The organism is Mycobacterium hackensackense (assembly GCF_025822555.1).
Taxonomy (GTDB): domain Bacteria; phylum Actinomycetota; class Actinomycetes; order Mycobacteriales; family Mycobacteriaceae; genus Mycobacterium; species Mycobacterium fluoranthenivorans.
The window spans coordinates 1-2,526 of sequence record NZ_JACKUC010000017.1 but is presented as its reverse complement, the minus strand read 5'-3'; the positions used below and the strand labels follow the sequence as shown (position 1 = coordinate 2,526).

Here is a 2,526-nt window from a genome sequence, read left to right as displayed (position 1 = left end):
CGGGACCGTGTTTCACCGCGAACCGCACCGGATCCGCTTCGGCCATATCGAACGGATAGTCGCTGCCGCACACCACCTTGTCCACCCCGGCGATCTTGCAGAGCAGTTCGAGCTGGGGCGCGCCGTGGGTGACCGTGTCGAAATACAGATCGGCGAAGACCTCGGACGGCACTCGCGCGCACCCGCCCCTGGCGTCGGCGCGGGCACCCCAGCCATGGTCCCACCTGCCGAGCAGTCCCGGGGCGCAGCCGCCGCCGTGCAGGAAGCAGATGCGCAGCGCGGGAAGCTCATCCTTCACACCGCTCAGGACCAGACTCGCGACCGCGGTGGCGGTTTCGACAGGATTGCCGATGAGATTGGCCAGGTAGTAGTCCGCCCACTCCGGACGCCCGATCTGCATGGGATGGACCAGTACGGCAAAGTCCAGGCGCGCGGCCTCGAAGACGATGTGCCGCAACGCGCCTCGGTGCAGGGACTCGCCCGCGACCACCGGCGGGATGGCCACCCCGACAATGCCCTCGGTATCGCGCAACACCGTCAACTGAGCGGTGATCTCCTCGGGGGCGCCCAAGCTCACGGCACCCAGGCCCAGCAGCTTTCCCTCGGTCCGGGAAACGACATCGGCCAGGGCGGTGTTGAAGGCCCGGGCGTAGTCCGCGCCGCCCGCCTCGCCGCTGAGCGGGAACGCGAACGGGGGTGCGGAGAGCACCCGCACCGCAACCCCCGCACGGTCCATGTCCTCGATGATGGCCGCCTCATCGCTCATGGACTCGGTGGCGATCGACAACGGCAGATCACCGAGATACAGCTGGCCGTCCCGGTCGTGCATCGGTCCGTACGGCGCGCCGGGTGGCAGCCCGAACAGCGAGCGAGGAAGCCAGTGGGCGTGGACATCGATGACACCGCCCGGCTGAGCAATGGCCGTCATCGTGCGATGTCCAGAGCGGTGTTGTCGCTGTCCAGGTGCTCGACGGTGGTGAAGATCAACTCGGTGTCTCCGATGTTCTCGATGTCATGGAGCAGGAATTCGCCCGGCCCGAAATGGAAGTGGCGGGTCTCCCCGGCATCGTAGGAGACCTCGCGCACCGTACCGTCATGGGTGTGCTGGCGGCTGCTACCGGCGTTGATCGCGGTCCAGAAGTAGTCCAGGACATGCCGGTGGGCATGCCAGCGTTCCCCGGGCGCCAGCCGGATCTCCCAGACCCTGACGCGGGAATCTTCGCTCAGCAGCCGGGATCCGACGTTTCCATCGAAGGCGTGCTCGGCGAACTCGGCCTTGAGCCAGTCCGGCCAGCTCTCGAAGTCGGTGGCCACCAGTTCACCCGCGAGCGGCAGATCGGTCAGGTAGTTGTTGTCGGTCATTGTCGAGTTCCTCTCCTCGTGAAGGTGTTCAGTGCCCAGGCCCGTAGAGGCCGAAGCGCAGGTCTGGATCCCCTGGCATCCAGGTGTTGTGAAACTGCGATCGCTCACCCATATCCACCACGCGGCGCAGGAGGGCGTCGCTGAGCTGCAGCTGCGCCGGCTCCCACTTGGACAGCGCGGAGGCGATGTCACCCGCCGAGGTGGACAGGGCGTCGGCCAAGGCCCACGCGTCGGCCGCGGCTTTGGCGGTTCCGGCCGCGGCGTGTGGCCGCGACGCACACGCGGCATCACCGATCAGTGCGGCCCGGCCGAGCGCCATCCGCGTGGACCGCACGTCGGAGAGCACTTGAAGATAAGGCTGTGAGGTCTTTTCGACCACCTCGGCCACGGCGGGGGCCAACTGTGCAGCGGCGGCCTCGCGTAGCTCGGCGACGAAGCGATCCTGAACCTGCCCCGGATGCACGGACACCGACCCGGTGAATCCTCTTTTGTCGATCAGCAACTCACTGAGTTCGGGGCCGGCGGGCACATTGCGATACCAGACGTAGTTCATCAGGCGGTCGGCCTGGTCGAGACTCTGCTCCCCAGGGATCGGGTACATGGTGATGTGCGAGTTCGGGATCACGGTGTAGGTGATCGCGTCGCCCAGCACCTCGCGGCTCTCGGCGGTGAGGTTCGCCCATGCGACGGTGCCCCGCCAACCCACATAGCCGGCGTACGTCAGCTTGGCTTCGGGGTCGAAGTATTCGCGGGCCGGGGAGGTGATGCCGTCGGCGAAGACGACGAGGTCGGCCGTTGCGGTTCTGCCGCTGACGAATCGGACGGTCGCGGTGTCGGCGTCCTGGCTGAAGCCGCAGGCGAATTCGCCGTAGTGGTAATGCTCGGTGCCGAAATCGGCGAGCAGGGCCCGATAGAACGTACCCCAGGACGTATAGGTCCACCGGGCGGGTTCGTGTCGGCGTCCTGGCTGAAGCCGCAGGCGAATTCGCCGTAGTGGTAATGCTCGGTGCCGAAATCGGCGAGCAGGGCCCGATAGAACGTACCCCAGGACGTATAGGTCCACCGGGCGGGTTCGCGGTGCACGGTGGCGCCGCTGGGATCGAGATACTGCACGTAGGCGGTGGTGGTCGGGAGGTCGGCCAGATTCTGAGTGTTCCGTTCGGC

3 protein-coding genes are annotated in these 2,526 nt (G+C 66.7%); all 3 read right to left on the bottom strand.

The annotated features are described in order from the left end of the window. On the bottom strand, positions 1-928 hold a 928-nt coding region (locus tag H7J86_RS00120; protein WP_267288623.1), incomplete at its 3' end, for an amidohydrolase family protein. Further along, positions 925-1,362, bottom strand: a complete 438-nt coding sequence (locus tag H7J86_RS00115) for a cupin domain-containing protein (RefSeq protein WP_090358388.1) — start codon at positions 1,360-1,362, stop codon at positions 925-927. The genes H7J86_RS00115 and H7J86_RS00120, both read right to left, overlap by 4 nt. A 28-nt stretch (positions 1,363-1,390) precedes the next feature. Next, positions 1,391-2,425, bottom strand: a complete 1,035-nt coding sequence (locus tag H7J86_RS00110) for an FAD binding domain-containing protein (RefSeq protein WP_267288621.1) — start codon at positions 2,423-2,425, stop codon at positions 1,391-1,393. Positions 2,426-2,526: the final 101 nt, after the last annotated feature.

Coding starts and splice junctions, on each gene's coding strand:
- H7J86_RS00115 (WP_090358388.1), bottom strand. CDS start 1,362: ATGACCGACAACAACTACCTGACCGATCTGCCGCTCGCGGGTGAACTG.